The sequence below is a fragment of the Gracilibacillus salitolerans genome (assembly GCF_009650095.1).
GTDB lineage: Bacteria > Bacillota > Bacilli > Bacillales > Amphibacillaceae > Gracilibacillus > Gracilibacillus salitolerans.
Map to the genome: position 1 here is coordinate 1,659,675 of NZ_CP045915.1, position 22,529 is coordinate 1,682,203.

A 22,529-nucleotide genomic window follows, 5' to 3' on the forward strand; every position below is an offset into this window, starting at 1 on the left:
AATTGGATGATAATATTAACGGTTGATAAAACAAAGGATTGGATGAAAGAAATCCAACAAAGAATGGCTGATAATAAAGATCAATTAACTGCGCTGGATCAAGCGATCGGAGATGGTGATCATGGCATTAATATGGCGCGTGGATTCCATGAAGTTGTTGCCAAAATCAATCATGCAACCTATGATTCAGTTGCAGATGTCCTCAAAAGTGCGGCAATGACATTAATGGCAAAAGTAGGTGGGGCATCAGGGCCATTGTATGGAACTGCTTTTCTGAAAATGTCATTAGCTATGCAAGGTAAAGAAGTAGATCAAGATGTTTTTAAACAGTCTATAAATGATGCAGCGGAAGGTCTTCAGGATCGTGGTAAAGCAGATTTTGGTGAGAAAACAATGTATGATGTATGGAAACAAGTGTCGAATTTTTTAGAAGAAGAAGACGTTGAAGATTGGCATGGCATACTTGAGGTGTGTCAGGCAACTATTGAAGACACACGAGAAATGACCGCCACGAAAGGCCGCGCTTCCTATCTCAAAGAACGTTCTAGGGGACATGTTGATCCAGGTTCCATGTCGTCATTTTATATTTTTGAAGCATTAGACGAAGTACTTGATTTGGAGGCCTAAAAAATGACACAAAAGGTAGGAATCATTATCGTTTCTCACAGTTTTCAAATAGGCGAAGGAGTCAAAGTGTTGATTGATCAAGTTATCGAAGATGTGCCAATTTCGCTAGCTTGTGGCACGGAGGACAATGATATTGGAACGAGTATTGAAAAAATTCAAGGAGCCATCGAGCAAGTAGCAAGTGATAGTGGCGCTATTATCTTTTATGATTTAGGCAGTGCAAAAATGAATGCAGAAATGGCGATAGAGTTACTGGAGTCTTCAAGTATTCGTATCGCTGAGGAAATTCCGGTCGTAGAGGGATCTTACATTGCTGCTGTGGAATCTAATTTAGGTAAGTCTTTAGAGGAAATTATGTCTAGCTTAGAGAAAATTAAGATAAATATGTAATATAAGTGCGTGTTCAAAAAGTGGCCGAATTAGAAGCAAGAAGGTCGAGGCGGCGAAGGTTTGAGTAGCGGAGCGTATGTATTTAAATACGTGAGCACAAAGGAAAGCTCCATAGAATCTACATCGCACGCCGGAAAAGTGCTCTTCTCTTCCAAGGAACGGAGAAACAAGCCAACGAAGAAATTCGCCGCTTATTATTTGGTGACTTTTTGAACATCCCCCATAAGAATCCCCTGTCATGAATGGAGTTGACAGGGGATTTGATTTCATATTAGATAAAGAGATTAGTTTATTGGCTCGATTATAACATTATCGATATAAAATGAATCTTCAGGCTTGGAAGTTTCTACATACAATTTTATGGAAGAAATATCCTGACTGATCATATAGTTTCCTGTTAATGGGAACCATTCACTGTTATTGGTTTCTACCTCTTCAAGTGGTAAATAAGTTGTGCCTCCTAAATCGGTTATTTCAAGCATGAATTTCACCGTACTCGGAGTTTTAAGTGCATCAACGAAACGGAAATAGGCAGAGAATTCGTATTCTTCTCCTTTCACAACCATATCTGTAATATCAATAGAAGGTCCGTGCCAGGAGGAAGTCCGATTAGTTGTTTTTAAACTAAATTCACCAGATTGCTTCTCTTTTTGTGTAGCTTCTAATATTTCTGATCCTCCTCTACCTTTCCAGCCATTCGTTGTGCCATCTTCATAATCAAACAAATGCTTTTCCAGTTCGATAGGCTCGTCAATTCCATCATTGAAAGTAAACTTATCTACAGCAAAAAGCTTTTTCCTGCTATCTCCTTTAAATACAAGGTACATGTCATGGAAACCAAACGCACCATCAGACGGATTTGTATCAATCATGGTCGAAAAGGTTTCCCATTCATTAGAGTTATCATTTGAAACAGATATTTCTCCTACGACCGGCCCGGCTACTGGATCATCAAGTCGAATTTCAATCGATCCCCCGTCTATTGACTTCACAGTAGCATCCATTGATAAAATGTGTTCCATTCCAGGTTGTCCATTAGCTGTACCATCTGCAAAATTAACATTTTCATACTTGATATAGTCGCCGTTCCTCACATGTTTAATGTATGTTTTTTCCTTGCTTTTAGGAATACCTTTCGATTGCCCGTCATTTTCTTCTGCCTCATAACTTGAAAATACATCCTTCATATCCTCAAATGCTGGTAATTCATGTTCCTTTGGAATAAATGTTGTTACACTATTACTTTTTAAATTTATCGTAACAGCTTTTCCGTTATTCGTAACCTTCACATCGTCTAATTTTTTTAAATTTTCGTTACCAGATGTTCGATATGGAACAAGTTCTTTTATTTTTTCGGGGAATTGATCCAGTTTTAAAGTGATTTCTTGTTTTGTATCCTTATTATTAGTAGCAACGATACTAAAATTATTTGTTTCCGGATCTTTATACGCGGTAATCTGTACACCTTCAACAGGAGATTTGTCTGATCCGATCATCATATACCCAGGACGAATAAAGCGGCTGTAGTTACCAAGTGCATAATACCTCTTAAAAACTCTAAACATTCCATTTACTTCCTCGTCTTCATCTGTGGTCAAACGTATTAAATCAGAACCATCTGCACCGTTAACAGCAGCAGGCCACCACCAGAAGTATGCACTAATCCCAGTTACATCAAACATATCTCCAATCAAATTAGCATGACGAAGTCCATCTCTTATCGTATTGAATTCATAAGATTGTTTGGCTTCCCCTTGGTTCATATATTCAGTCTGCCAAATCGTTTTACCTTTTTCTGTGGATACCGGAAATTCTGGTACATCTGTTCCAATACCATACGCGTGTGAAGCAACGACATCAATATAATCCGCCGTAACAGGATCATTTAATGCTGGAAGTGCATACTCTTCAGTAAAATGCATATGTTCAGGCATTACAATTTTAGCTGGAACATTCCTTTCTTCGAAGGTTGGGCCAAGATAATCTCGAATAAATATATTCATTTCCTCTGGCGTCCAAACGGCTCCAGAATAACTTGGACCATAATGTGGTTCGTTTGCAATCGAAATATAAGATATATCAAGGTCAAAATGTTCTTTATAGCCTAGTACATACTCAGCTAGATAATCGGCGAAATCTTGATAATTTTCTCGTTTTAATTTGCCTTCTCCCGTACCGTTTACACTATCGTTTGTCTTCATCCAGGCAGGAGGACTCCAAACAGAACTAAAAAATGTAGTAACTCCTCGTTTTTCTGCCTCTCTCATAAACCAAATTTGATCTTTGTCAAAATCATCTTTGGCTGATTCCCAATCCGGCTCATCCCATACAAATTTCCCAGGCTCAGGTTGGATTGTTGAAGCAGCTTCACCATCTCCAACTAAGTTACGTACCATGGATAACCCAATGCCTTTCTCTTGAGAAAAAATCATGTCTAAAATTTTCGTTCTTTGGGGTTCTGGAAGTTCCATAATATATGATGGTTTCTGAAAAGCTCCTGATCCGCCAAATCCGTCTATATGCTGTCGATTTTCATCCCATTCAATAACACTAGTTGGTGAATTAGCTTTTATTTTCGGTACCCAAAGATTAGTTGAGATTAAGCTAATTGTTAATACTAAAATGATAAACAGATAAAGCCTTTTTCTACTCATAATAGACACATCCTTATTATTATTTTTAGATAGCGCTTTCAAAATATGTGCTTAAAATACCTCCTTTCAGGTTAACTCCCATAATGATATCCTAGTTATTCTAGTATGGTAATGTACGTATATATTATTATCATCAAAATAATTAAAAATCAAGCCTTAGTGAAAAGAAAACACGCACAGCAAATTTTGAAATGAAATTTGCCACTACTAGTTATTTTCCTCCGGTTTATAATACAATAAAATAAAACTAACAAAGATTAGGAGTGAGAATAATAGTGGATAAATTGTTCTCCGTAAAGTACCGATTAAGTGGAAATCCGGATCATCAAAAACTACATTCCCATGAAGATTTTGAAATTTTTATGTTCCACAAAGGTGTTTGTCGTTACCTTATTAACAATCAAATCTATGATTTACTACCTGGTGATATTTTGTTAATGGATGGACTTCCCCTTCATAAACCCAATATCCCCGAAGAGGATGAATACATTAGAAGTCATATCCATTTTATTCCAGAAGTTATGGAACCAGTCTTACATTCTATGAAGGCAATAGAATTACTAAATGTCTTTCATCATTCTCATCATTACCTGATTCGAACAAATAACATGCAAAGTATTCAACAGATAGAAGAGATTTTTAAAAAGATGGATCAGGTTAATCAATCTATTAATATGTTGGATTCCGAGAAAGAATGGGAATTGAAATTTCTGCTAGGTCAATTGCTGGTGCAGATAAATTACCTATTTAGAGATACCTGTTCGCAAGTAAATAAGGAATCTAGCAGTAAAACGGAACATGCTGAAAAAATCGCTTCTTATATTCAGCAACATTTCCAACATAAAATAACTATTTCAGAAATAGCGTACAACCTTTGCTTAAATAAATCATATGTATCGCACGTTTTTAAAGAAATGACAGGATATACAATCATGGAATATGTAATGGCATGTCGGTTGAAACAAGTTAAATATTTGCTGGAAGCAGAAGAAAAGAAACCAGTGCAGGAAATCGCGTATGAGAGTGGTTTTGAAAACATTTCACACTTTAGTCGATATTTTAAAGAAAAGATCGGCATCCCCCCTAGAGAATATCGAAAAAAACGTCTTGCAATTTATCATAATGCGAGTGAATATAAATCTCTTAACCTATAAATGTGAATGAAAGACTTTGTTCACCGAGGATCCAATAGATCTTTTTTGTAAATCTTGTGGAAAGGAGTTTTGGCGAAATGGAACTGTTGAGGTTGGGTATTGTTGGCTGGAATCAGGAAGTTAATGACTATATCTCTTTAATTAACGATGGTCTTATTGAAAACATAGATGTAGTTGCAATCTTTGATAAAGATATCTCAATGAAAAGAATAGTCAATTACCATTATCCAGATATTCCATTTTACTGTAACTACAAAGAAATGATGGATTGTGAAAACGTAGAAGCGGTATTAAGCTTTCATCCTTCGCTTCTCCATTCCAGATAAGATAAAAGCCATGGTGAATTACCATGGCTTTTAATTCTGCAAAAGAAAGGCATAATATTTGCTGTTGGAAGTCTCACTTTAAAACTTTACTATCTTTCCCGGTTTGCTCCATTCGACACCTAAATCATTTGGCAGGCAAAACTGTTGATAGCATTGTTTTAATGTTTCATCTAATCCTTGAACAGTAGTTAGTTTTCTTTCTTCATCATAAGCAATCCAATGTTTCGGGAATTTTGGAATGTCCTTCACAGACTGGTGGATTCCGAAAATTGCATTCACGTGTGCACTTGCAGCTTCAGGCCCGCATAAAATGCTTTGCTTTTCATTACGTACTGCTTCGATCATTACATCCAATTTTACACTATGAATATTTTCGGGATCTTCGTAGACTTTTTCGCGACCATCATGCCATTTCGCTACGATATCACCGCGCTCGCCTTCAGGATGATAAGTAATCGTCGCATCTTCGAACTCTAATGTATATTTAGGTCGATGTTCATCTGCAATCGCATGTGAAGCGAGATAAACGATTTCAACATCATTCTTTGTGTGGAGATGAATGGCACACGTATCAAATGTCTCTATTGGATTTGCACGGTATAATTCAGCTGAAATTTGATCAATTTCTGCACTTGTTTCAATCGAATCACCGGATAAATAGAGAAGATGATGCAGGAAGTGAGCAGTTGCGTTATTGGCTACACTATCAAAAATCATTTCTCCATCTGGACTATATTTTTTTCCAGCCCATCCAGTCCGGTTGAAGTAATCAGCGTTTCTCGGCCACAGAACAAGACTTTTCATTCTGAAGGGACGACCGAATTCTCCAGCTAAAATATCTTGTTTTAATGACTGAATAGAATCAGTGAATGACCAGTTAAAGCCAATTGCTAATTTTTTCTTCGTACGATCTCTTGTTTCAATCATTTGCTGCAGATGCTCTCGATTAGCTGTTGCCGGTTTTTCACACAGTACATGACTGCCTTTTTCCATTGCAAGACATGCTTGTTCTTTATGTAAATGAATAGGTGTGGAAATTATGGCAAGATCAGCTTGATTCTCTTGGTAGAATTGGTCCATTGAATCATAGATTGGTATATTTTTATCTTTGAATTCCTGATAAAACTTAGACCTTTCAGGTGCAATATCGACCACACCTTTAACGAATACGCTTTCATGGTTTCCGTGGAAAAGGTTTTTTGTATATACGTTACCATAACCACCAATACCAACTAATAAAACGGAAATCTGGTTAACCATAGAAAAATCTCCTCGCTTTTTTGCTATTTTTTAAATGGATACTATATAATAGCAATATATCATAACTTCCTGATTTTCGCAGTAGAAGAATATGGATTGCTGGAAAATTAAACAAAAAAATCTGAAAAATGGAGGAAGTTCCATGCTAAAAGATATTCGAATCGAACCATTCGGTATACAACTATATGAAAGTAAGCATCACGCAGGTGACCGTATCGAAGAGCATCATCATCAAGTCTATCAACTACTTTATGCACTTGAAGGGACAGGTAAAATCATCTTAGATGGTAAAGAATATCTTCTTGAACAGGATCATCTAACATTTATTACACCTTTGACACCACATGCGATTATCTCAGATCATAAGCTAACTGTCTTAGTGCTTGCCTTTGACAGACGAATTAAAGATGGAACGAACACAGATTTATTTGAGAAAACATTATATGAATCTAAATTTATCAGCTTAAACCCTTTTAATAGCAGTGAAATCCGTCAATTGTTGCGTACAATGCTTTATGAACAAGCTCATTCCAGCCTTCATCAGGAAACGGCATTACGAACCTATTTATCACAGCTCCTCCTTTTAATTGCACGTGGCGAGAAAAACAATGACAAAGTCGATGCGAATACGTTGAGAGCAGAACGGTTAAAAGAGTATATTGATTCTCACTATTTTGACTGGATCCATGCAGAAGACTTGGCCACAAGATTGGGAATTAGCACGAGACATATGAATACTATCTTCAAAGAAACCTACTCTATGACACCGATTCAATATTTAACAGAAGTGCGAGTAGGTCTGGCGAAGAAAATATTAGCAGAAACCGATAAAGATATTGCTTCGATCTGTTTTGAAGTTGGATTTGAGTCAATCTCCACTTTTTACCGAGCCTTTAAAAATAGTACGGAGATTTCTCCTAATAAATATCGGACTAAACAACAGCATATTGATCAATTGCCGGAAAAAGAGTGACATTGATAGAGGACTTGCCGAAGTTGATTGTAAATCGCAAAAGTTGATAGAAAAGTCACCGAAGTTGATAGTAAACCACCAAAAGTTGATAGAAAACAGATACCCCGAACCAGGTCATTCCAAATTCATTTCCGATTTTAAGAAATTCGTTCTTAGATTAATAAGACGAATTTTTTTTATTACGCTAAACTAAAGGGAATTAAGCAAATGAAAGGGGAAAAGATAATGGCAGAACATAAAATAGGTATTATTATGAATGGGGTAACAGGAAGAATGGGAACGAACCAACACTTAATTCGTTCTATTAAAGCAATCAGAGAACAAGGTGGCGTTTTGTTAAAGAATGATGATAAATTAATGCCAGATCCTATTTTAATAGGTCGTAACGAAAAGAAACTGAAAGCGTTAGCAGATGCGCATGGCATTGAGCGTTATTCAACAGACTTAGAGGAGGCGCTTGCTGACGATTATAATGAAATCTATTTTGACTCACAAACAACAGTAAGGCGTGCTGACAGCATTAAACAAGCGATAGCTGCTGGTAAACATATCTATTGCGAAAAGCCAACTGCTACTAATCTGGAAGGATCTGTTGAACTAGCAAAACTGGCAAGAGAAGCAGGGGTAAAAAATGGCGTAGTGCAGGACAAATTATTCTTGCCAGGTCTACTAAAGTTGAAGCGACTTATCGATTCCGGTTTCTTCGGACAAATGCTATCAGTAAGAATGGAATTTGGATATTGGGTATTTGAAGGGGACTGGCAAGAAGGGCAGCGTCCATCCTGGAACTATCGTAAAGAAGACGGTGGGGGGATTATAGTTGATATGTTTGCTCACTGGCGTTATGTAATTGACAACCTTTTTGGCAATGTGAAATCAGTGTCATGCCTTGGTGCTACTCATATTCCAGAGCGTGTCGATGAAAATGGTGAAACATACAAAGCAACTGCAGATGATGCAGCATATGGAACGTTTGAGCTAGATAATGGAGTCATTGTGCAGGCGAATTCTTCCTGGGCAGTGCGTGTGAACCGTGATGATTTATTAACGATTCAAGTCGATGGTACTGAAGGTAGTGCAGTTGCCGGTCTTCGTGATTGTAAAGTACAGCATCGTGTGAATACACCAAAGCCAACGTGGAATCCGGATATAGAAAACCCATTTGATTTCCAAGCACAATGGCAGGAAGTACCGACAAATGATGTGTTTGACAATGGTTTCAAAGTGCAATGGGAGTTATTCTTAAAGCATGTGTTTGCGGATGAAGAGTTTCCTTGGGATTTACTTGAAGGAGCGAAAGGAACGCAGCTTTCTGACCTTGGTTTACAATCATGGGAAGAGAGACGCTGGGTAGAGGTACCAGACATCAAATTGTAAGGAGGTACAAAAATGACTAAGCTAATTTTACCGAATAAGGATCGAAAACTATATACTTATCAAGCTAGTAATTATACACCTTTTGACATTCCAAAGGATAAACCTTTTGAACAAAGGACTGCATTCTCGGCTGCCCATGTGGTAGCCGATCCATTAGCGGACGCTGATCCAACGCTTAATTCTCAAATAGATTGGGATAAAACAATGGAATATCGCCATTATTTATGGTCACTTGGATTATCAGTAGCGGAAGCAATGGATACTGCACAACGTGGAATGGGGTTAAGTTGGGAAGGTGCGAAGGAATTAATTTCGCGCTCCACTAAGGAAGCCAAATCTGTTGGAGGAAATATTGCAAGCGGGGTTGGAACAGATCATCTGGATCCATCTCCTTCTGTTACATTGGAAGAAGTGGAGAGAGCATATGAAGAGCAAGTTTCTTTTGTCGAAGCAGAGGGTGGGAAAATTATATTAATGGCAAGTCGAGCGCTTGCTGCTTGTGCAAAAGGACCTGAAGATTACCAACGTGTCTATAATAAAATTTTACAAAATGTTTCCCAGCCGGTTATATTGCACTGGTTAGGCGATATGTTCGATCCGGCACTAAAAGGATATTGGGGACACGAAGATTTAGATGAAGCGATGGACGTTTGCCTGCAAATCATTCGTGACAATGAATCAAAAGTAGATGGAATTAAAATCTCCCTTTTAGATGACCAAAAAGAAATCGGGATGCGCCGTCTCTTACCAGACAGTGTAAGAATGTATACTGGCGATGATTTTAACTATCCAGCGTTAATCAAGGGAGATGAGCAAGGATACAGTCATGCCTTGTTAGGAATCTTTGATGCGATTGCTCCAGCGGCAGCAGCTGCTATGCATGCTTTAGATGCAGGAGATTTGGCAACATATGATCAATTATTAGAAAAAACAGTACCATTGTCTCGTCATATTTTCCAGACACCAACTTTTTCTTATAAAACAGGTGTTGTCTTTATGGCATACCTTAATGGACACCAGGACCATTTTCGCATGATCGGTGGCAAAGAAAGTGCGCGTTCGATTGTTCATTTGTCTGATTTATTCGTGATGGCAGATGAGGCAGGCTTGTTACGAAATCCAGAAATAGCTACAGAAAGAATGCGTCTAGCATTAGAATTAGCTGGCGTTAAGCAGGAGGGTACATCATGACAGGTGAGAAATTAATGGGCCGTCTCAGTTTGAATCAAATCACAACGGAACAATGGAATCTTCAGGAAGCGGTAGAAGGTTGTGTACGTCATGATGTACCTTGGATCTCGGTTTGGCGTCATAAAATCGAGGAAATCGGTTTGAAAAAATCGAAGCAACTGATCAAAGATGCTGGTTTACAAGTGTCCAGTGTCTGTCGTGGTGGTATGTTTCCGGCTGCTACTGCAAAAGAAAGAGCAGAAAGAATTGATGACAATAAACGAGCAGTAGAAGAAGCAGCAGAATTAGGTACGGATACATTAGTATTAGTTTGTGGACCAAGTGCCGATAAAGATATTGATACGGCAAGAGAACAAGTTGCAGAGGGGATTGACACATTAGTCCCTTTTGCCAAAGATTATGGCGTGAAACTTGCTATTGAACCATTGCATCCAATGTTTGCCGCAGATAGATCCGTTATTAACACGATGAACCAAGCAACTACTATCGCTGAAAAATATCATCCAAGTGAAGTAGGTGTCATTGTTGATGTCTATCATGTTTGGTGGGATCCAAATCTTTATGTGGAGATCGAGAGGGCAAAAGACAGAATTTTAGGATTTCATGTGTCTGATTGGAAAGTGCCTATGGATGATATGTTTAAAGGCCGTTTTATGATGGGAGACGGTGTAATCGAAATCAACAGAATGAGAAAAGCAGTAGAAAAAGCAGGTTATCACGGTCCAATAGAGGTAGAAATCATTAATCAATCATTATGGGATCGTGACGGGAATGACGTATTGCAAGAGGTCAAACAAAGCTTTGCAAAACATGTATAAAAGCGGATAAGGATGGGGCGAAGGAGTGTATCTTTTAGAGGTACACTCCTTCATTGTAAAATGAAACGGAGGGTGCAGTAGATGAATTCGAAAAAAGTTACAGCACCATTATTTAGAGACCCGATTTATGATGGTGCTGCCGACCCGACTGTGATTTGGAATCATGTGGAAAAAGAATGGTGGATGGTCTATATGAACCGAAGAGCAACAAGCCGGCGAATGGATGTATCCTGGGTTCATGGGACAGATTTAGGCATCGCAACTTCAAAGGAGGGCAATCAATGGCTATATTGCGGAATTATCGAAGATTTAGACATCGAAAAAGGGCGCAATACATTTTGGGCACCTGAAATTATTTATCATGAGGGCATTTATCATATGTATGTTAGCTATATTAAAGGTGTACCAGATAGTTGGTCTGGTCATAAACGACATATATTACACTATACAAGTGATAATTTGTGGAATTGGATCTACCAAAGCACATTGTCATTAAGTTCTGGGTATGTGATTGATGCAGCTGTACACAAGTTGCCGAATGGAAAATGGCGAATGTGGTATAAAGATGAGCAGAATCATAGCCACACATATGCCGCTGATAGTGATGATTTATATCATTGGGAATCAGTAGGTCCGGTGATTATCGGATTCCCGCACGAAGGAGCTAATGTGTTTTTTTGGCAGGAACAATATTGGTTAATTATTGATGAATGGAGTGGACAAGGCGTATATCAATCAAAAGATTGCGTGAATTGGCAGAGGAACAGTAAAATTTTAGATAAAGATGGGATTCGAAAAGATGATCAAGGAGTTGGTCTCCACGCGGATGTATTAGTCGTTAATGATAAAGCATATATTTTTTATTTTACGCATCCTGACCGTGCGAAAGGTTACGGAAAGGATTCTTATTTATCGAAACGTTCCTCGATCCAGGTAGCTGAATTAGAGATCGAAAATGGCATACTTACCTGTCACCGGGATAAAAACCTAATATTACATTTGTCCTAAAATCAAATTGTAATGATTAATTCTCATGGATATGATTAGATTTATTTACATTTTTATCATTCAATGGTAATTTAGTAATATGAATGACGTAATGTTTGGAGGGGAGAGACCTGAGAAACAATCAAGATTCGATGGCCGTATACATTACAATTGCACTAGGGATTACTTTATTAATTGGTGTAGGTTGGTTTATTAAAAGTTATTTTGATGGTAAAACAGTCTTTAACAACAATTCTATTCAGCAATATGCTTATGATCTTCATCAGCCGAAAGCCTTAAGCTCGATGAATATATATTTACCTAAGAGGTTAGAAATATTAGCTCAAGATGATGATGACCAGGATGAAGACGAAGAAGATGAAGAATTAGAAGATGAGGAAGAAATGGATGTAACAGTTGAACTAGAAAATGAAGAGGACCTATATGAAGGAACCGAACAAGTAGATTCCAGCAATAATAATAGTTACTATTATCAAAATAATAATGAAGGTTCCAGCAACAATAACAGTAGTAATGGTACAGTTCGTGACGATGTATATGGTGGATAACTACATAAAAAAACAACAGCTTTCAAAACTGAAGCTGTTGTTTTTTCGTATGCGACAAATAAGCATGAACTATTCGATACTCAAAAAGATTATTTATCAAAGTTCGCTAGAAAACTCATTACTTTAGTGATGAGAGGTTCATGTTGCCTGTGGATGGTTCTCGGAAACAATATCTATATCAGCTGCTCTCGCATTTGAAATGACTTGTTCTCGGTTTTTACAGCCTGGTATAACCGTAGTCACTGCATCATGCTTTAAGCACCATGCAAGTGCCCAACTTGCCATATCTATCTCTTCAGGTACTTCATGGCGGGCAATTTCTTCAACGATTCTTAATAAGCGGTCTGTATTATCACGATCGTGTCTAGAGCGTACATCATTTTCCTCAAATGTAGAGCCTGGTTTATATTTACCACTTAAGTAGCCACTTGCTAAAGGAACTCTAGCAAGAACACCGAGATCTTGCTTGATGGCAGAAGGATATATTTTTTCCTCTGGAGCACGATCAAGACGGTTATATACTACTTGAATCGCTTCAGCCCCAACCTCTTTAGCTTTGTCAGTTTGATAGCTATCCTGATTTCCTGCTAATGAAATCGCTAAGTGTCTGATCTTACCGGCCTGTTTCTGTTTATCCAGCATAGTCCATAAATCATCATTGTTAAATTCTTCATCAGTACAGGAATGGGCCTGATAAACATCAATGTACTCCGTTTTTAATGATCTTAAGGAGTCATCCAATTGTTTTAACACTTCATCAGCGGACCAATGACGGGTCCGTTCAAAATTACGATGGAAATGGTGGCCGAATTTGGTTGCTACAAGCCAATCATCACGATTATTCCTACTTAAATAATCTCCGATAAATTGCTCAGAGAGATGATCACCATAACATTCAGCAGTATCGATCAGGTTGATTCCTTCATGTTTTGCCTGATCGAGAATCTGATCGACTTCTGCTTGAGTAAAGTCTTTTCCCCATTCACCACCGAATTGCCATGTGCCTATCCCTACAACCGAAACATCTAAATCTGTTTTTCCGAGTCTGCGATATTTCATTCTCAGCACCTCATCTCTTTTTTGTTATAAATTTTAAGTTTATTCCTTCGTATAGGAAGTCTGTATCATTAGCATAACCGAAAAAGGAGGCAATGTCACAAATTAGACACAAACAATTGACTGAATTGTGAAATAGTGAACAATAGTATTGAATTAGTTTTTATACATGATATGATATAAGTGTAATAAAGATAACAAACACATTATCTAATGTGAAACGATGAACATTAAAAGGAGTGAATAAAAATGTTTTTAGAATTATTAAGGACTAATCGTTATGTCGCAGGTTTTCTAGCAATTATTCGAATTTATTTAGGGTACCATTGGATCACATCTGGTTGGGGTAAAATAACAGGAGGTTTTGATGCTTCTGGTTATCTACAAGGAGCAGTTGCTAAAGCGGGTGGTGACCATCCAGCGGTACAAGGTTGGTGGGCAGCATTTCTCGAAAATGTGGCAATACCGGGAGCAAATGTCTTTAGTTTTCTAGTAATGTGGGGAGAGTTCTTAGTAGGGATAGCACTTATTCTAGGAATCTTCACAAACTTTGCAGCATTGATGGGAATTGTAATGAACTTTGCTTTTGTATTCAGTGGAACAGTAAGCAGTAACCCGCAAATGATTTTATTAACAGCATTTTTGTTAGCAGCAGGTTTTAATGCAGGCAGATTTGGTTTAGATCGTTTTGTGATTCCGTTTATTCGTCGGGTGATAGAGAAAAGAAGAGGTCAAATGAAACAAGTGACAGCAGAAATACATTAACTTATAGTAAATTATGTGAAATACTGAACAAAAATAAAAGGAGCGGATGGAAATGTTTGTATACTTATTAAGAAATAATAAAGTAGTAGCAGGAATATTAGCTTTTATCAGAGTCTATTTAGGGTATCAATGGATGACAGCTGGTTGGGGTAAGATCACTGGTGGGGAATTTGATGCTGGTGGATTTTTACAAGGAGCTGTTGCAAATGCAAGTGGTGAGAATCCAACTGTTCAAGGCTGGTGGGCGGCATTTTTAGAAGCAGTTGCAATTCCTGGAGCCGATGTCTTTACATTCCTCGTAATGTGGGGAGAATTGCTAGTTGGTATCGCGCTTATCCTGGGTGTATTTACTAACTTTGCAGCATTAATGGGAATCATCATGAACTTCGCATTCTTATTCAGTGGAACAATCAGCACAAATGGTCAAATGATTTTACTCACATTATTCTTACTTGTAGCAGGTTATAACGCAGGCAGATTTGGATTAGACAGATATGTGATTCCATTCCTCAAAGAAAAAGTAACACACAAAAATGAAGAACGATTTGTAAAACAAGCAGAAGCACACTAAGTAAAAACACGCTCCTTAATGTGGAGTGTGTTTTTTTGCTCTAAAAATATTAAAGAATAGCAAAAAATCTATAAACTGCGAAGTTATTCTTTATAGATTTGCTTTCTTCCGTTCTAATTAGAGATGAGTGCAGTCATTCGCTCCGGCAGAATACTGCGCTTTCCGTGGGCTTGGCTTCAGCTAACTTTGTGAAGGAAAACACTTCACAAAGTGGATCTTCAGCTCTCGCTGTCCCACATGAGTCTCCGTATTCTGCCTCCGCTAATAGTGACGTTCTGATTGCGGCAAGAAGCAATTCTTTGGAAATATATTCAATGGATTTCCTCTTACTTAAGTAAAGAATTACACCAAGCTGCTGAAAAATGCGACAACCCTCGGGGACAAGCGCGAGCTGAAGATCCAAAGAGACGAGCGTTCTTTGCTCGCGAGGAAGCTGAGACCGTGCCCTGGAAAGGGAGTATTTTTCCGCAGCGACGAATGAACACTCACCTTCAGAAGAATGGAATAAAGCCACAATAAACAGAACTTTCACTAGTTCGCAGTTGTTATCTACTACAAATCAAAAAAACGAGTAGAATTGGCGATTTTGATAAAACAGTTAAGTCCTTGTAAACAAAAAAAGGCACCCTATTTTCATAGGGTGCAAAGGGGGACAATCTATTTTGAATCAAAATACTGTACATGTATCCACACCTCAGAAAGATGTGAACAGTATATGTACACAACAACTATTATTGTAACCGATTTCATTATATAAAAATTAGTAAGCGATTACAATAGGTTTGTAGAACTATTTTATTTGTAAATAATGTAAATAATAAAATTGATTATCGCGAATATGCTTAAATGAAGGCATTTTTAAAGGGTTATAATTTTAAGAAAAATTGGGTGATTCAAATGAAAATTCGCCGTTATAATATTCGCAAAAACCGCCAAATAATAATTCTATTAGGATTGATCTTTTCATTAGCTTTAGTTGCGTTAGTTGTTTTTTCGATTATGCATTTCTTTTCTACAGAACGAGAAGTGGAAAAAGTAGCAGTACAGTTTTATGAATACGAACAGAATGGAGATTTCTCAAATTCCTGGGAGATGTTCCATTCGTCAATGAAAAACAGGTTTGACAAAAGTGACTATATTCAAGATCGTGCCCATGTGTTTCTCGAACACTTTGGTGTTAAGACGTTTGACTTTACGTTAAGTGATCCGGTAAAAATAGAAAACTACAAATTAAACACAAACTTAGCGAACACTCAAACGGTTTACCGAATTGTGGTTACCTATATTTATCAGAGTAAATATGGTTATTTAGAAATTGATCAACCTATTATTTTAACAGAAGAGGATCGAGAATGGAGAATTTTATGGGAATATGAAGAATGATCTATGTTGAATGTTGAAATTTTGTAATAATAAGCGTATAATATAAACTACCATACTAGTATAAAGAAGGTGTAGGAATGGTCCCTCAAAGTCAAAGAACAAGAGGATCGTCACGAGATTATGTGTATAACACGATCAAAATGCAAATTATGAATGGGGAAATTGCCCCGGGAACAAAACTGTCTGAAAAGGAAATTTCAGATAAGCTAAATGTAAGCAGGACTCCAGTGAGAGAAGCTTTTCTACAATTAAATCAAGAAGAATTGCTAGGCGTTTATCCTCAAATTGGTACTATCGTGACCAAAATTAATTTAGCATTAGTTGAGGAAGGGAAATTTGTCAGAGAAAATATTGAAAAAGCAATTGTAAGAGAAGCAGCGGAAACAATCGAAAAAGAAGATTTACTTCAAATGGAATCCAACTTAACACTTCAAGAATTTTCATTAGAAAAAGGATCCTATCAACGCTTGTTTGAATTGGATGATGAATTTCATCAGTTAATGTATACAGGCTGTGGTAAACACAGAACGTGGAATATGGTAAAACGAATGAATGTTCAATTTGATCGTTTACGTCTACTACGTCTTTCTGTCAATCATGATTGGAAGATCATCGTTGCCCAGCATCGTAAGATTTTTGAAGCAATAGCTGACAGAGATCTTGAGACAGCCGAAAAAGCAGCAATGGAGCATTTACAGCTAGTTGAAATTGAAAAAGATGAACTCAAAGAACAAAACCCAGAATTTTTTGTATAAAGAGAAGGAGTGTATCTATGAACAGCAAAAAATATAATATGTGGCTGCAGTATCAACCGATAACAGACACTAAAATGATAGAGCAATATCAATATTTTTTTACCAAAATCGGTGTGTTAAGTGAAGGGCTACAAGTACAAGCTGCATTGGATGAATTACATGCAGCTGTACCACAAATGCTCGACGCTAAGTTTACTGTTTCGAACGATGCTCTTAACAGCACTATTGTAATCGGTAACAGAAATGACTTAGCACGATTTTTAGATAGCGAACAGCAAGCAAAATTAGCAGATATGAATGACGAAGCTTTTCTTATTGCGTCCAATCAAGAACAATTAATCATTGCAGGTAATTCTGATGTAGCAGTATTGTATGGTGTACACCATTTATTAAGATTGGTGCAGCTCAACGAAGATATTGCACAGTTAAGCGTAGTTGAGCAGCCAAAAAATCAATTTCGAATGTTGAATCAATGGGATAACTTCGATGGAAGTATTGAGAGAGGTTATTCAGGTCAATCGATTTTCTATCAACATAATCAATTTGTCGAGGATAAAACGAGAATCAAAGATTATGCGAGATTTTTGTCTTCTGTCGGTATCAATGCCATTTCGATCAACAATGTCAACGTATGGGAAGAAGAAACTTATTTTATTACGAAAAAGTATCTTCCTGAAATACAAGAGATAGCCGGTATTTTCCGTGTATATGGTATCACACTTTATTTGAGTATCAACTTTGGCAGTCCGGTGACGATTGGAGATCTAGATACAGCAGATCCACTTGATCAAAGCGTGCAAAATTGGTGGAAAGAAAAAGCAAAAGAAATCTATGATTATATTCCAGATTTTGGAGGATTTGTTGTTAAAGCAGATTCTGAGAATAGACCAGGTCCATTTACATATGAGCGTGATCATGCTGACGGTTCGAATATGTTAGCGAAAGCACTAGAACCATTTCAAGGTAAAGTGATCTGGCGCTGTTTCGTATATAACCATTTACAAGACTGGCGTGATCGTACAACAGATCGAGCAAGAGCGGCATATGATCACTTTAAACCACTGGATGGACGATTCCACGAAAATGTGATTTTACAAGTAAAAAACGGACCGATGGATTTCCAAGTACGAGAGCCTGCCTCACCATTAATTGGAGCCATGCCAAATACCAATCAAATGATTGAATTTCAAGTAGCACAAGAATATACCGGACAACAAATAGATTTATGTTATTTAATACCTCAGTGGAAGGAAATCCTTGCCTTTGATACACATATTAAGGGAACAGGAACGACCATCGAAGAAATTGTGGCCGGGAATATTCATCCCTATAAATACAGCGGAGTCGCAGCTGTTTCTAACATCGGTGATGACGAAAACTGGACAGGAAATACATTAGCACAAGCAAATCTATATGGATATGGCAGGTTGATTTGGAATCCGTCGTTATTATCAGAACAAATAGCAGAGGAATGGATTAAACAGACATTTGGTTCGAAAGAAGAAGTGCTAAACACAATAGAAGATATGCTATTAAACGCTTGGGGAATCTATGAAAATTATACAGCACCGCTTGGTGTAGGATGGATGGTTACCCCAGGAGTGCATTACGGACCTAATATTGACGGTTATGAGTATTCCAAATGGGGGACCTATCACTTTGCTGACCGAGATGGTATTGGCGTTGATCGTACAAAAGAGACAGGAACCGGTTATACCGAACAATACCAAGAACCACATCGAACAATTTATAACGATTTAGATCAAGTTCCAGATGAACTGCTTTTATTTTTTCATCATGTACCATACAAGTATACGTTGAAAAGTGGGAAGACGGTTATTCAACATATTTACGATGCTCATTTTAAGGGCTATGAACAGGTAGAAGGATTAATCGAGCAATGGGAGAATTTACGCAATTATGTTGATAATGAACGATTTGCGAATGTACAAGATCGTTTAGAACGACAACTGGATAATGCCAAAGAATGGCGTGATCAGATCAATACCTATTTTTACCGTAAGTCTGGTATTGGTGATCAACACGGACGAACCATCTACTAAGAAGGGATGTGACAACATGCGAATGGTATTTCGATGGTTTGGTGAGGGAAATGATAGTGTAACCTTACCTCAAATTAAACAGATTCCTGGTGTGGAAGGCGTTGTTTGGGCATTGCATGATATTCCACCAGGCGAAATTTGGCCTAAAGCTCGTATCCTGAAAGTCAAGAAACAAGTGGAGCGATATGGATTGCACTTGGATGTTGTGGAGAGTGTCAATATTCACGAATCTATTAAATTAGGAAGAGCGGACCGTGATCGATATATTACGAATTATATAGAAACGATCAAAAATCTAGCAGCAGTAGATGTAAAAGTAATTTGTTATAACTTCATGCCAGTTTTTGATTGGATAAGGACCGATTTATATGGTTCCTTACCTGATAAATCGACAGCACTTTTCTATGAAAAGGCAAAAGTAACGGATATGGATCCGTTAGAATTAGTCAAAAAAATAGCTGCAAATCCTGATTATACAATGCCTGGATGGGAACCGGAACGTTTAGAGATATTGAAGGATTTATTCGCAGCATATCTAGATGTAACAGAGAATGATTTAATCGCTCATTTACAATACTTTTTAGAGAGAGTAATACCAGTTTGTGAGGAATATGATATCAAATTAGCGATTCATCCGGATGATCCGCCATGGGAAATCTTTGGGCTTCCACGGATTGTGACTACACAGGAGCGTCTTCGTGACATTTTGAACTTGGTACCTAGTAATTATAATGGTATTACCTTATGCTCAGGGGCATTAGGCTTACGAAGAGATAACGATATCGTCTCGATGATTCATGAATTTCAGGAGCGCATTCATTTTGCTCATATTCGTAATGTGAAATTATTTGGCAATGGTGATTTTATTGAAACATCTCATCGAACAAATGATGGTTCATTAGGAATTGATGAAATTGTCAGAGCCTATCATGATATTGATTTTACTGGCTACACGAGACCGGATCATGGACGGCATATCTGGGATGAACAGTGCAGACCAGGTTATGGGCTTTATGACAGGGCACTTGGCATCATGTATTTATGGGGATTATGGGATGCCTATCAATTAGTGAAAAGAAAGGGTGTATCAAATGTTACCAATCCATTCGAACTTGAAAGATAAAGTAGCAGTCGTTACCGGCGGAGGTGGTGTGTTATGTGGAGCAATGGCAAAGGAATTAGCACGCCAAGGAATGAAAGTAGCCGTATTAAATCGTACCTATGAAAAGGCTGAAAAAGTAGTAAATGATATTAAAGAACAGGATGGAGAAGCATTGGCAATCGGTTGTGATGTACTGGATCGAGATGCGGTGATCAGAGCGGAAGAAAAAGTATTCAAGGAGTACGGAGCTTGTGACGTACTGATAAATGGTGCTGGAGGGAACCATCCTGATGGTACTACTGCAAGTGAAACATTTAAAAAAGAAGAAATGTCAGATCCATCGATCCGAACTTTATTTGATATGACGACAGAAGGTTTTTCTTCGGTTTTTAATTTGAATTTTATCGGATCGTTAATTCCGACACAGATCTTTTCTGCACGGATGGTAGAACGTAAAACAAGCGTTATTAACATTTCATCGATGAGCGCACCAAGTCCAATGACAAAAGTACCGGCATATAGTGCTGCCAAAGCAGCAATTAACAACTTTACGCAATGGTTGGCTGTTCATATGGCAGAAGCAAATGTTCGTGTGAATGCAATTGCTCCTGGCTTCTTTTTAACAGATCAAAACAGACCACTATTAACCAATGAAGATGGCTCACCGACACCACGTATGCAAAAAATAATTGATCATACACCAATGCGGCGCCTAGGCTCCCCAGAGGATTTATTAGGAACAATGTTATGGCTTGTTGATGAAGAAGCAAGTGGTTTTGTAACCGGTACATGTATTCCAGTTGATGGCGGATTTATGGCGTATAGTGGGGTGTAAGTCATGCAAGATGTAGTAACCGTTGGTGAATCAATGGTCGTTTTCACACCGGTATCCAGCCCAATGATGCGCTTTGCAGAAACTTTTTCGAAAAATCTAGGTGGAGCCGAGACTAATGTAGCAATTGGTCTTGCTCGCCTTGGACATAACGTAGGGTGGATCAGTAAGCTCGGTACGGATGAATTTGGAACGTATATTTTAAATACAGTACGTGGAGAAGGAATTGATGTCAGCAAAGTAAAGCGAGACCCAGACTTTCCGACAGGTCTTTATTTCAAAGAAATTCGAAATCCTGAGGATATTCGTGTCAGTTATTATCGTAAAGGATCGGCAGCCAGTACTATACAGACGGATGATATCGATGAAACTTACATAAAGAATACTAAATATCTCCATGTTACTGGGATAACCCCGGCCTTGAGTGATTCTGCCTATCGCACAGTAATTCAAATGATGCAGCTTGCTCGTCAACACAAGGTGACAGTCGTTTTTGATCCGAATTTACGTCGGAAACTTTGGTCAGAGGAACAAGCAAAAGCCGTTTTAACTGAAATGGTGACGTTATCAGATATTGTTTTACCAGGATTAGAAGAAGCTCACTTTTTATTTGATGAAACAGAACCCGAACAAGCAGCTGATCATTTTTTAGCTCGTGGTTGTGAAACAGTTATCATTAAGTTAGGGGGAAAGGGAGCATATCTCAAGACGAAAAATGAAAGCGAATATATCGAAGGATTTCCTGTTAAACAGGTGATCGACCCTATCGGAGCAGGTGATGGCTTCGTGGCCGGATTTTTATCCGGTATGCTCGACCAAATTCCCCTAAGCGATGCGGTCAAGCGTGCGAATGCTGTAGGAGCGATGCAAACACAAGTAAAAGGTGATTACGAAGGATTACCAAATCAAGAAGAGTTACATCAATTTATGTTCCAGCAAGATAATATCGATGTCAAAAGGTAGGTTGAATACAATGACGGTACTACAAAGAATGCTAGATACTGGTGTAGTAGCAGTAATGCGCAAAACAACACCAGAAACGATTATTCCCATTGCGAAAGCATTACGCGATGGTGGAGTAACATCGCTTGAAATTACGGTGGAAACACCAAAAGTGTTAACTCTCATTGAGAAGGTGAAAGACGAACTAGGTGATGAAGTAATGGTTGGAGCAGGCACTGTTCTTGATGCAGAGACAGCACGTGCAGCCTTAATGGCCGGTGCATCGTTTATTTTCTCGCCAACCGTAAGAGAAGAAACAATTGAAATGACGAAACGATATGGTGCCGTTTCTGTTGCAGGAGCTTTTACACCGACCGAAATTTTAACAGCATATGAAAAAGGAGCAGATATGATTAAAGTCTTTCCCGCCAGTGTAGTAGGACCGAAATTTTTTAAGGATATCAAAGGTCCACTTCCTCATATTCCGTTAATGCCAACAGGTGGTGTGGATGTAGATAACACAAGTGATTATATCGAGGCTGGAGCAGTTGCTGTAGGAGCAGGAAGCACTTTAGTAAAACAGACGGATCAGATTACAGAGAACTATTTAACGGATTTAACCAATAAAGCAAAAGAATTTGTTCAAGCGGTGGAAATGGGGAGGAACGGGGAATGACCACGATTCAGGTGAACGGAGAAAGCATTTCCACATGACAGTTACTTCGCGGTTTATG

General features: G+C 38.1%; 22 protein-coding genes. 19 read left to right on the top strand and 3 right to left on the bottom strand.

Going from position 1 to position 22,529, the window contains the following annotated elements; genetic code table 11:
• Positions 1-6 precede the first annotated feature (6 nt).
• Positions 7-627, top strand: a complete 621-nt coding sequence (gene dhaL, locus GI584_RS07790) for a dihydroxyacetone kinase subunit DhaL (RefSeq protein WP_153790863.1) — start codon at positions 7-9, stop codon at positions 625-627.
• Between the two features lie 3 nt (positions 628-630).
• Positions 631-1,017 carry a dihydroxyacetone kinase phosphoryl donor subunit DhaM gene (dhaM, locus tag GI584_RS07795; RefSeq protein WP_153790864.1) on the top strand — a complete coding sequence of 129 codons (387 nt, stop codon included), beginning with the start codon at positions 631-633 and terminating at the stop codon, positions 1,015-1,017.
• A gap of 284 nt (positions 1,018-1,301) precedes the next feature.
• Here dhaM and GI584_RS07800 read toward each other — a convergent pair whose 3' ends face one another.
• A complete protein-coding gene (locus tag GI584_RS07800; RefSeq protein ID WP_153790865.1) occupies positions 1,302-3,671 on the bottom strand; it encodes a carbohydrate binding domain-containing protein in 2,370 nt (789 codons plus the stop codon).
• A gap of 275 nt (positions 3,672-3,946) precedes the next feature.
• Here GI584_RS07800 and GI584_RS07805 point away from each other — a divergent pair, with 275 nt between their 5' ends.
• Together GI584_RS07805 and GI584_RS07810 are read left to right on the top strand one after the other, a co-directional pair.
• A complete protein-coding gene (locus GI584_RS07805) occupies positions 3,947-4,825 on the top strand; it encodes a helix-turn-helix domain-containing protein (protein ID WP_153790866.1) in 879 nt (292 codons plus the stop codon).
• A gap of 77 nt (positions 4,826-4,902) precedes the next feature.
• Positions 4,903-5,151, top strand: a complete 249-nt coding sequence (locus GI584_RS07810; RefSeq protein ID WP_100361211.1) for a hypothetical protein — start codon at positions 4,903-4,905, stop codon at positions 5,149-5,151.
• Positions 5,152-5,229: 78 nt separating this feature from the next.
• Here GI584_RS07810 and GI584_RS07815 read toward each other — a convergent pair whose 3' ends face one another.
• A complete protein-coding gene (locus GI584_RS07815) occupies positions 5,230-6,411 on the bottom strand; it encodes a Gfo/Idh/MocA family protein (protein ID WP_153790867.1) in 1,182 nt (393 codons plus the stop codon).
• Positions 6,412-6,553: 142 nt separating this feature from the next.
• Here GI584_RS07815 and GI584_RS07820 point away from each other — a divergent pair, with 142 nt between their 5' ends.
• The 6 genes from GI584_RS07820 (at position 6,554) to GI584_RS23815 (ending at position 12,326) form a co-directional block, all read left to right on the top strand.
• Complete coding sequence (locus GI584_RS07820) at positions 6,554-7,384, top strand: helix-turn-helix transcriptional regulator (RefSeq protein ID WP_100361209.1); 831 nt, start codon at positions 6,554-6,556, stop codon at positions 7,382-7,384.
• Between the two features lie 225 nt (positions 7,385-7,609).
• A complete protein-coding gene (locus GI584_RS07825) occupies positions 7,610-8,761 on the top strand; it encodes a Gfo/Idh/MocA family protein (protein ID WP_100361208.1) in 1,152 nt (383 codons plus the stop codon).
• 12 nt (positions 8,762-8,773) lie between these two features.
• Positions 8,774-9,952, top strand: coding sequence for a dihydrodipicolinate synthase family protein (locus GI584_RS07830; protein ID WP_100361207.1), 1,179 nt, complete (start codon positions 8,774-8,776; stop codon positions 9,950-9,952).
• Positions 9,949-10,770, top strand: coding sequence for a sugar phosphate isomerase/epimerase family protein (locus GI584_RS07835; protein WP_153790868.1), 822 nt, complete (start codon positions 9,949-9,951; stop codon positions 10,768-10,770). Before GI584_RS07830 ends, GI584_RS07835 begins: the two co-directional genes overlap by 4 nt.
• Before the next feature lie 81 nt (positions 10,771-10,851).
• Positions 10,852-11,778: a glycoside hydrolase family protein gene (locus GI584_RS07840; protein WP_153790869.1), complete on the top strand. Its 927-nt coding sequence runs from the start codon at positions 10,852-10,854 to the stop codon at positions 11,776-11,778.
• A gap of 95 nt (positions 11,779-11,873) precedes the next feature.
• Positions 11,874-12,326, top strand: a complete 453-nt coding sequence (locus GI584_RS23815; RefSeq protein WP_194842157.1) for a hypothetical protein — start codon at positions 11,874-11,876, stop codon at positions 12,324-12,326.
• Between the two features lie 138 nt (positions 12,327-12,464).
• Here GI584_RS23815 and GI584_RS07845 read toward each other — a convergent pair whose 3' ends face one another.
• Positions 12,465-13,385 carry an aldo/keto reductase gene (locus tag GI584_RS07845; RefSeq protein ID WP_153790870.1) on the bottom strand — a complete coding sequence of 307 codons (921 nt, stop codon included), beginning with the start codon at positions 13,383-13,385 and terminating at the stop codon, positions 12,465-12,467.
• Between the two features lie 246 nt (positions 13,386-13,631).
• On the opposite strand from GI584_RS07845, the gene GI584_RS07850 reads away from it, so the two are divergent.
• The 9 genes from GI584_RS07850 (at position 13,632) to GI584_RS07890 (ending at position 22,471) form a co-directional block, all read left to right on the top strand.
• A complete protein-coding gene (locus GI584_RS07850) occupies positions 13,632-14,147 on the top strand; it encodes a DoxX family protein (protein ID WP_153790871.1) in 516 nt (171 codons plus the stop codon).
• A gap of 52 nt (positions 14,148-14,199) precedes the next feature.
• Positions 14,200-14,718 (top strand): DoxX family protein, encoded by a 519-nt coding sequence (locus GI584_RS07855; RefSeq protein WP_153790872.1) that lies wholly within the window; start codon positions 14,200-14,202, stop codon positions 14,716-14,718.
• Positions 14,719-15,615: 897 nt separating this feature from the next.
• Positions 15,616-16,101, top strand: a complete 486-nt coding sequence (locus GI584_RS07860; RefSeq protein WP_153792942.1) for a hypothetical protein — start codon at positions 15,616-15,618, stop codon at positions 16,099-16,101.
• A 77-nt stretch (positions 16,102-16,178) separates the two neighbouring features.
• Positions 16,179-16,856, top strand: coding sequence for a GntR family transcriptional regulator (locus GI584_RS07865; RefSeq protein WP_153790873.1), 678 nt, complete (start codon positions 16,179-16,181; stop codon positions 16,854-16,856).
• Positions 16,857-16,873: 17 nt separating this feature from the next.
• Positions 16,874-18,919: an alpha-glucuronidase family glycosyl hydrolase gene (locus GI584_RS07870; protein ID WP_153790874.1), complete on the top strand. Its 2,046-nt coding sequence runs from the start codon at positions 16,874-16,876 to the stop codon at positions 18,917-18,919.
• Between the two features lie 16 nt (positions 18,920-18,935).
• Positions 18,936-20,042: a mannonate dehydratase gene (uxuA, locus tag GI584_RS07875; RefSeq protein ID WP_153790875.1), complete on the top strand. Its 1,107-nt coding sequence runs from the start codon at positions 18,936-18,938 to the stop codon at positions 20,040-20,042.
• Positions 20,011-20,856 (top strand): SDR family oxidoreductase, encoded by an 846-nt coding sequence (locus GI584_RS07880; RefSeq protein ID WP_100361197.1) that lies wholly within the window; start codon positions 20,011-20,013, stop codon positions 20,854-20,856. The genes uxuA and GI584_RS07880 overlap by 32 nt, the downstream gene beginning before the upstream one ends.
• A 3-nt stretch (positions 20,857-20,859) precedes the next feature.
• Complete coding sequence (locus GI584_RS07885) at positions 20,860-21,816, top strand: sugar kinase (RefSeq protein WP_153790876.1); 957 nt, start codon at positions 20,860-20,862, stop codon at positions 21,814-21,816.
• A 10-nt stretch (positions 21,817-21,826) separates the two neighbouring features.
• A complete protein-coding gene (locus GI584_RS07890; protein ID WP_153790877.1) occupies positions 21,827-22,471 on the top strand; it encodes a bifunctional 4-hydroxy-2-oxoglutarate aldolase/2-dehydro-3-deoxy-phosphogluconate aldolase in 645 nt (214 codons plus the stop codon).
• The last annotated feature ends 58 nt before the right edge of the window (positions 22,472-22,529 follow it).

What these genes read in the sequence shown, in the direction of transcription:
- GI584_RS07860 (WP_153792942.1), top strand. Translation starts at nt 15,616, where the DNA reads ATGAAAATTCGCCGTTATAATATTCGCAAAAACCGCCAAATAATAATT.
- GI584_RS07870 (WP_153790874.1), top strand. Translation starts at nt 16,874, where the DNA reads ATGAACAGCAAAAAATATAATATGTGGCTGCAGTATCAACCGATAACA.
- GI584_RS07865 (WP_153790873.1), top strand. Translation starts at nt 16,179, where the DNA reads ATGGTCCCTCAAAGTCAAAGAACAAGAGGATCGTCACGAGATTATGTG.
- GI584_RS07890 (WP_153790877.1), top strand. Translation starts at nt 21,827, where the DNA reads ATGACGGTACTACAAAGAATGCTAGATACTGGTGTAGTAGCAGTAATG.
- GI584_RS07800 (WP_153790865.1), bottom strand. Translation starts at nt 3,671, where the DNA reads ATGAGTAGAAAAAGGCTTTATCTGTTTATCATTTTAGTATTAACAATT.
- GI584_RS07835 (WP_153790868.1), top strand. Translation starts at nt 9,949, where the DNA reads ATGACAGGTGAGAAATTAATGGGCCGTCTCAGTTTGAATCAAATCACA.
- GI584_RS07850 (WP_153790871.1), top strand. Translation starts at nt 13,632, where the DNA reads ATGTTTTTAGAATTATTAAGGACTAATCGTTATGTCGCAGGTTTTCTA.
- GI584_RS07825 (WP_100361208.1), top strand. Translation starts at nt 7,610, where the DNA reads ATGGCAGAACATAAAATAGGTATTATTATGAATGGGGTAACAGGAAGA.
- dhaL (WP_153790863.1), top strand. Translation starts at nt 7, where the DNA reads ATGATAATATTAACGGTTGATAAAACAAAGGATTGGATGAAAGAAATC.
- GI584_RS07830 (WP_100361207.1), top strand. Translation starts at nt 8,774, where the DNA reads ATGACTAAGCTAATTTTACCGAATAAGGATCGAAAACTATATACTTAT.
- dhaM (WP_153790864.1), top strand. Translation starts at nt 631, where the DNA reads ATGACACAAAAGGTAGGAATCATTATCGTTTCTCACAGTTTTCAAATA.
- GI584_RS07845 (WP_153790870.1), bottom strand. Translation starts at nt 13,385, where the DNA reads ATGAAATATCGCAGACTCGGAAAAACAGATTTAGATGTTTCGGTTGTA.
- GI584_RS07885 (WP_153790876.1), top strand. Translation starts at nt 20,860, where the DNA reads ATGCAAGATGTAGTAACCGTTGGTGAATCAATGGTCGTTTTCACACCG.
- GI584_RS07815 (WP_153790867.1), bottom strand. Translation starts at nt 6,411, where the DNA reads ATGGTTAACCAGATTTCCGTTTTATTAGTTGGTATTGGTGGTTATGGT.
- GI584_RS07820 (WP_100361209.1), top strand. Translation starts at nt 6,554, where the DNA reads ATGCTAAAAGATATTCGAATCGAACCATTCGGTATACAACTATATGAA.
- GI584_RS07855 (WP_153790872.1), top strand. Translation starts at nt 14,200, where the DNA reads ATGTTTGTATACTTATTAAGAAATAATAAAGTAGTAGCAGGAATATTA.
- GI584_RS07810 (WP_100361211.1), top strand. Translation starts at nt 4,903, where the DNA reads ATGGAACTGTTGAGGTTGGGTATTGTTGGCTGGAATCAGGAAGTTAAT.
- GI584_RS07880 (WP_100361197.1), top strand. Translation starts at nt 20,011, where the DNA reads ATGTTACCAATCCATTCGAACTTGAAAGATAAAGTAGCAGTCGTTACC.
- GI584_RS07840 (WP_153790869.1), top strand. Translation starts at nt 10,852, where the DNA reads ATGAATTCGAAAAAAGTTACAGCACCATTATTTAGAGACCCGATTTAT.
- uxuA (WP_153790875.1), top strand. Translation starts at nt 18,936, where the DNA reads ATGCGAATGGTATTTCGATGGTTTGGTGAGGGAAATGATAGTGTAACC.